This window comes from Pedobacter sp. HMWF019 (assembly GCF_003061025.1).
Taxonomy (GTDB): domain Bacteria; phylum Bacteroidota; class Bacteroidia; order Sphingobacteriales; family Sphingobacteriaceae; genus Pedobacter.
In genome coordinates this window covers 1-6,823 of sequence record NZ_QAIL01000312.1, presented here as the reverse complement: position 1 = coordinate 6,823, position 6,823 = coordinate 1, and the positions used below count along the sequence as shown (strand labels likewise).

The window sequence follows — 6,823 nt, the reverse complement described above, 5'->3', positions numbered from 1 at the left end:
CCCATAACCTACAGACCTATTTTAAATCAAGCCCTGGTTAATATAACCAGGGCTTTTTTATATATAATCACAATAATTGCCTATTATTAAAAGATAATTATAATCTTTGATCCTGATGTCTGATAAACCAACTACTATAAAAGAAATAGCGAAGCTTCTCAACATCTCGGTTTCTACCGTTTCGAGAGCTTTAAACGACCATTCCAGTATTGGTCTTATCACCAAAATGCGGGTAAAAAAACTTGCCCAGGAGCTCAATTATGAACCCAACCAAAGGGCAATTCAATTTCTCCAGGGAAAATCGCATACCATTGGTGTAATTTTACCAGAACTTTCTGAGTCCTTTTTTTCGGCAGCAATCACTGGAATCGAGGACATTGCTTACAAAAGGAATTATACAGTGCTCCTTGCCCAGTCTCACGATGATGCAGACCGGGAGAAATTACTGGTGGAAAAAATGAAAACCCAGCGTGTGGATGGTTTACTCATCTCTGTAGCTAAAACAACCAGTACTTACGAGCATTTCGAAGCCTTAAAGAAACTAAATATTCCTATCGTTTTTTTTGATCGGATCCCTCCTATCAAAAACATACATTTTGTAGCTTCCAATCTCGAGACGGGTACATTTGAAGCAGTAAACTTTTTACTTAAAAAAGGTCATCGCACTATAGGCATGATCAATGGTCCGGCAACACTTATAGCTTGTGCAGAAAGAAAAAATGGTTATGTCAGGGCTATGACCTCTCAACGTCTTAAGTTTGATCCTTCCCTGGTGATGAGCTGCGATCTTTCAGAATCCGGAACCATAGAAGCTATGGAAACTTTACTTAACCATAAACGCAAGCCCACAGCAATCGTAACCTTTAACGACTACGTCGCCTTATTTGCAATGCGTTACGCTCGTAATTTAGGATTAAAGATAAACGAAGACCTTGATTTTGTAAGCTATGCAAACTTGCCCATCATTAACTACATGGACCACACCCCAATTGCTTCTGTAGAACAATTCCCTTATAAACAAGGCAAGAAAGCGGCTAATATTTTACTTGACCTGCTGAACAAGCCCAAAAGTGAATCTGGAGCAGAACAAGCTTATTTTAACATTGTTGTAGAATCTGAATTGATCATTGGTGCCGACAAATAAATTAAACACAACCGTTTGCGCAATAAACTAAAAGCGAAATTGTTTAGGTTTGAACCTACCAAAACTAAAAAAACTCGCCTAGTGCTATGCTCAATCAGATTTTACCATTATACGGAATCCTGCCTGTTAAAAGCAACATACAATTATTTGGAGATGGTTTAATCAATCATACCTGGAAAGTCACCACAGAAAACGCTGGATATATTCTTCAGAAGGTGAACCAGGCTGTATTTAAAAAACCGCAGGATATCGACCAGAATATATCCAGACTCAAAGCCTTTTTAAACCGGAAACATCCTGAATATTTGTTCATAAGCCCTATTACTGATACTACAGGAAAATCATTGATAGAAACTTCAGAAGGATATTTCAGACTTTTTCCATTCGTAGAGGATTCTCATTCTCTAAATGTACTTAGTAAAAAGGAAGAGGCTTATGAAGCTGCCAGACAGTTTGGAAGATTTTCTATGCTCCTGAACGAATTTGATGTTGATCAACTGTACATTACACTTCCAGATTTCCATAATTTGACCTTGCGGTATGCTCAATTCAAAAATGCCGTCTTACACGCATCTCCGGAAAGAAAAAAACGGTCTAAAGAATTGATTTCATTTATAGAAGACAATTACAGTATTGTTAAAACTTTCGACCAGATTACAGCAAATCACGAGATTCCGTTAAGGGTCATCCATCACGACACAAAGATCAATAATGTCCTTTTTGATCGTTATGACAAAGGTATATGCGTAATAGATCTGGATACTGTAATGCCAGGATATTTTATTAGTGATGTTGGAGATATGATGAGAACCTATCTTTCTGCAGCAAACGAGGAAGAAACTGATTTTTCTAAGATCAACATCAGAACAGACTTTTTTAAGGCTATTTACGATGGATATATGCAGGAAATGGGCAGTGTATTGACAGAAACAGAAAAGGGCTATTTTATCTATTCGGGTAAATTTCTTATTTATATGCAGGCTATACGTTTTCTTGCCGATTACCTGGAAAACGATGTTTATTATGGGTCTAAATATGAAGGACACAATTTTATGCGTGCGGAGAATCAAATTACCTTGCTAAAAAGATATCAGGAAGCAGAGCCTCTGTTAAGATCACTCATCAGTTAGCGCACCTACCTTTCAGCCAGCTTTGGGAATGGTCATAAAAATTAGAATAGTATTTCCTATTTCAATATCTTTATGGCCATTCACGATATAGGATCTCCATTTTAATGATAAAAGAAGTACCCGGCCGAAGCGAACAATTTTATAATCATTTTAGAAATTACAGAAGCTTACTCCATGTACTTTTTTGGGGCATCATTGCGTGGTCTCTCTATTATCTCTATGCTGCAAAGGCCACTTCCAGTACAAACACCCACCCAATTGCGTATCTTCAGTTTTATTATGCCCTTAGGTTATTTATTGCCTTTGGACTATCTTATTCTTTCTTATTTTTCATAGTACCACTGGGCAAACAGAAGAAGATATTCTGGATTAGCCTACTGGCTTTTTTCAGCTGCTGGTATGCGGTATTCATTGTCCTGCTGAAGATTGAACTTCACAATTTCCCGGAATTGTCCCGCAGACCGGAAAACACGTGGCTGCATATCATCCTGGGCCAGTTCTACTACTTCTTTTTTCTATTTGGCTTTTTCATTGCATTCTGTTATTTCGTAGATATTAATGATCGCCAGAAGGAACTTCAAAACCTGGAGAAGTTTAAGACCGAAAAAATCAGGCTGGAGAGCACTTTCCTGAAATCGCAGGTCAACCCCCATTTTCTATTCAATACCTTAAACAATATTTATGCCTTAAGCCTAAAGAAATCAGAGCAAACTGCAGTAATTATAGAAAGGCTAGAGTCTTTATTGCATTATATGCTTTATGAGTGTCAAGAAGATCAGGTTCCTTTAGAAAATGAGTTTCTCTTCACCAACAGCTATATTGATCTCGAAAAATTAAGACACCGCAGCGACCGCTGCGTGGTAACCGTTAATATTCAGGGTGATCCTGCTCAAAAAAGAATAGCACCATTACTACTGATTAATTTCCTTGAAAATGCATTTAAACATGGAACCAAAACAAGTTTTGGAAAATCATGGATTGATTTGGACATCAAAGTAGAAGCAAAATCGATGAAATTTATCCTTAGAAACAGCAAACCTGCTCAACCCGCATTCTTACAAGGCATTTCTGAGTACAAAGGTGGCATAGGTCTAAAAAACGTAAAGAGACGCTTGGAAATACTATATCCAAAAAAACATGAACTGATTGTTACCGATGGCAAAAATGACTTTGAAATCCAGCTTAGCCTTATTTTTTAGAGATGAATAATTTTGTACAGATAGAAATTCACAATAAAAACCGCTGGATATATTTCACTAAATACAGATGGATTGCCCATGTATTGTTTTGGTTATGGGTACTTTTAGAAAACCTAAGAAATGCTGGCGCTTCGGACACCTTCATAGCTACTTTTAACGAATTTTTCATAAGAAATTTTCTAATTGCCATTTTTTTCTACCTCTATTGTTTATTCCTTATTCCTTATCTGTTTAAGAAAAACAAAGTACTCTTGTTCTGGTCTGCTTTGCTGGCCTGCCTCGCTATTTTTCCTGCGCTCAACATGCTTTACGATGAGCTCTTTCCTGAAAAAAGAATGTCAGAAACCGCCAGGGCCGCAAGTTTTGCAAAAGAATATTTCCAGCAGTTTATAAACTACTTTCTAAATTTTTTACTTTTCTCTATGATGTTGTTCTTTATGGAAAAAAGTGAAGAACAGGATACCCAGATAGAGCTGGAAAAAGAAAAAGAAGAAATAGAACAGGTTAAACTTGATCTGCTAAAAACCAATATCAGTCCTGATTTTTTAATGAGGTCATTAAAACAACTTAAAAACGCAGCAATCACTCTTCAAGAAAACACACCGCAGTCCATTCTTACGTTTTCCGATTTGATGCGTTATCGCCTGTATCGTGGCCGCCAGTTTTTTTCGCCACTCACAGAAGAGCTCATTGCCTTACATGCTTTTATTGATTTTATCCATTTAGAACAGAGTAATCATTTGCACATAGACCTTTTGGTGAACGGGCTTACAGAACAGAAGAGCATTGCTTCTCTTGCGCTGATAAATATTCTGGAGGTATTTTGTAAGGTCCCCCCTCTGGTTCCCGCAGTTTTAAAAATTGAGATGCATACAGAATCTCAGTCGCTGCTGATTCATTTGGATTATAGCCTTCATGCGACGGATTCCATAATATCTGACCTACATAAATATGGCGAAAACTACAGTCATCTGTATGGAGATGGTGTGAAAATTGATTTTGAAAATTGTAAAGATGCACATTGCCTGATCAACCTGTCAGTCCCCTGGATCCTAAAATAAATTAAATCAAACTGGTCTTAAACATTTTATCAAATGATTCAGCTTTCAAATTTTTGCCAATAATAACGATTTTACTCTCTCTACGCTCGCCCGATTCCCATACTTTCCGGATGCACGGCTACGGTCTTACCTACCGTCTGCAAAATCATTTTATTTGGGCCTCCATTAACGTTTAAGATTCCTTTTATTCTGTAAACACCAGCAGATTGGAGAATTAAGAAAACATTAACCCGGTGCTGGAGATGGATCAGATCAAATGGCTCGCTATATCTGAGAACAATGGTTTCGATATCGCTATGGTTATGCCGGATATGGGAGCTGACCATTAGACCCGATTTGGCAGGAACTGATTTTCCCGGTACTAGGCTAAATCTTTTGCCTGCACCGATTTGTTCTACAGGCGCTTGATGATCACCCTCAAAGCGTTCATATGTAAAGAGTGTATCGACATTAAATCCGATTTGAGGTTTACTTAAAATAACAGCAAAAGGATTCAGACTTCGTAACAATTGTTCAAGGCTTTTGATATACGCCGTACTCACCTGTTCTATTTTATTGATCAGAATAATATCACTGAATGCAATCTGACAAATGGATTCCGGAATTTCCCGGAGCTGGTCTTCTACAAGTTCTGCATCAACCACACAAATGACACGTTTCAGTAAGAACCCTTTTCTTACATTGGAATTGATGAGAAAAGGATGAGCAATGTTCGCAGGATCAGCAATACCGGTTGCTTCAATAATCAAGTGGTCCCAGGAATTCCTCTGGTCCCAAAGATGGTTCAAAACTTCAAAAATGTCCTCGTTTAAAGAACAACACAAACAGCCGTTCTGTAGTTCTGAAATGGGTATCGCAGTATTAGCAATGAGTTCTGTATCTATATTTTCTACCCCGATTTCATTTTCAATGACGGCAAACCTTACCTCTGTTTTCTCTGAAATGATACAATTGAGCAAAGTTGTTTTTCCTGCTCCTAAAAACCCGGTAAGTAAAGTAACTTCTTTAACGCCTGCCATTTGAAAAATATTTATGTAAAAAAGATAATATAGTCTTGTACAGGTTCAGTATCCATTGTAAATTTAGCCCCTTATCCGCTGACTCTAGTTGAGTATGTACATACACAGCAAATGTAGTGAATAAATGCAACTGAATTGCAAATATTCATTACATTTGGCACCTTAATGTATAACCTGTCACAGATTAGCCTTTAAACGCATATTAACTAACACACATGAATAAATTCAATTTTAAACCTCTAATTCTTGCTACTGCATTGCTATGCAGCGCAAACTTTGTTAATGCCCAGGATAACCTGGTAAATTCTCTAAAGAACAACCAAAGCGCTAAAAGTAAGGAAAGCTTTAAATTCACAGATGTCATCAACCTGGCCAATACACCAGTTAAGAATCAGGGATCGTCTGGTACTTGCTGGAGCTATTCTACAAATTCTTTCCTTGAATCAGAAATGATCAAAGCGGGTAAAACGCCTGTTCCTCTTTCTCAGATTTTTTCCGCTAGAAATGTCTATGTGGAGAAAGGAAAAAATTATGTTCGCATGCATGGTGCAGTAACGCTTGGTGACGGTGGAGCACTTCACGATGTGATCAATATGTATAGAAAATATGGTGCAGTACCTCAATCTGTCTATACAGGTCTGAATTACGGAACAACCGTAAATAAATTCGGTGAAATGGGCGAAATTATGAATGGTGTTCTGGCTGCTGTAGTTAAAAACCCTAACCAAACCCTTACTCCAAATTGGGAAAAGGCTTATGCTGCTGTAATTGATTCTTACTTAGGAGAAGTTCCTAAATCCTTTGATTATAATGGAAAGAAGTATACACCTCAAACCTTTGCTAAAGAAGTGGTAGGAATTAATCCTGATGACTATGTAGAATTGTCTTCTTTTAGTGACCACCCTTATTATAGCAAATTTACACTGCTGGTACCCGACAACTGGTCATTTGATCAGGTATACAATGTTAAAGTGAATGAAATTACTGATATTATTGACAATGCATTGAAAAAAGGCTTTACCGTAGCATGGGCAACCGATGTTAGCGAAAAAGGATTTTCCTACAAAAATGGTGTAGCTTTTGTTCCTGAAAAGCCATTTGATCAAATGAGTGCAGAGGAAAAAGCAACGATGTTTGATGGCCCTAAACCAGAAATGGAAATTACCGAAGCAAACCGTCAGGAAGCTTTTGATAATTATCAGACCACAGATGACCATGGTATGCACATCGTTGGATTGGCAAAAGATCAAAATGGTAAAGAATATTATAT

Annotated in this window: 5 protein-coding genes and 1 pseudogene; 5 read left to right on the top strand and 1 reads right to left on the bottom strand. The window is 37.5% G+C overall.

Features of this window, described 5'->3' with window-relative positions:
* Window positions 1–115 precede the first annotated feature (115 nt).
* From DBR11_RS17570 to DBR11_RS17555, 4 genes are all read left to right on the top strand, one after another.
* Window positions 116–1,144, top strand: a complete 1,029-nt coding sequence (locus DBR11_RS17570; protein WP_199233871.1) for a LacI family DNA-binding transcriptional regulator — start codon at window positions 116–118, stop codon at window positions 1,142–1,144.
* Window positions 1,145–1,230: 86 nt separating this feature from the next.
* Window positions 1,231–2,274, top strand: a complete 1,044-nt coding sequence (locus tag DBR11_RS17565) for a phosphotransferase enzyme family protein (protein WP_108553946.1) — start codon at window positions 1,231–1,233, stop codon at window positions 2,272–2,274.
* 104 nt (window positions 2,275–2,378) lie between these two features.
* Window positions 2,379–3,473, top strand: coding sequence for a sensor histidine kinase (locus tag DBR11_RS17560; protein WP_108553945.1), 1,095 nt, complete (start codon window positions 2,379–2,381; stop codon window positions 3,471–3,473).
* A 2-nt stretch (window positions 3,474–3,475) separates the two neighbouring features.
* Window positions 3,476–4,534, top strand: coding sequence for a histidine kinase (locus tag DBR11_RS17555; protein ID WP_108553944.1), 1,059 nt, complete (start codon window positions 3,476–3,478; stop codon window positions 4,532–4,534).
* A gap of 1 nt (window position 4,535) precedes the next feature.
* Here DBR11_RS17555 and DBR11_RS17545 read toward each other — a convergent pair.
* Window positions 4,536–5,553: pseudogene (locus DBR11_RS17545) on the bottom strand (GTP-binding protein).
* Between the two features lie 215 nt (window positions 5,554–5,768).
* Between DBR11_RS17545 and DBR11_RS17540 the strand changes: the two are divergent.
* Window positions 5,769–6,823, top strand: a 1,055-nt coding sequence (locus DBR11_RS17540; protein ID WP_108553942.1) for an aminopeptidase C, incomplete at its 3' end; no start/stop codon positions are given.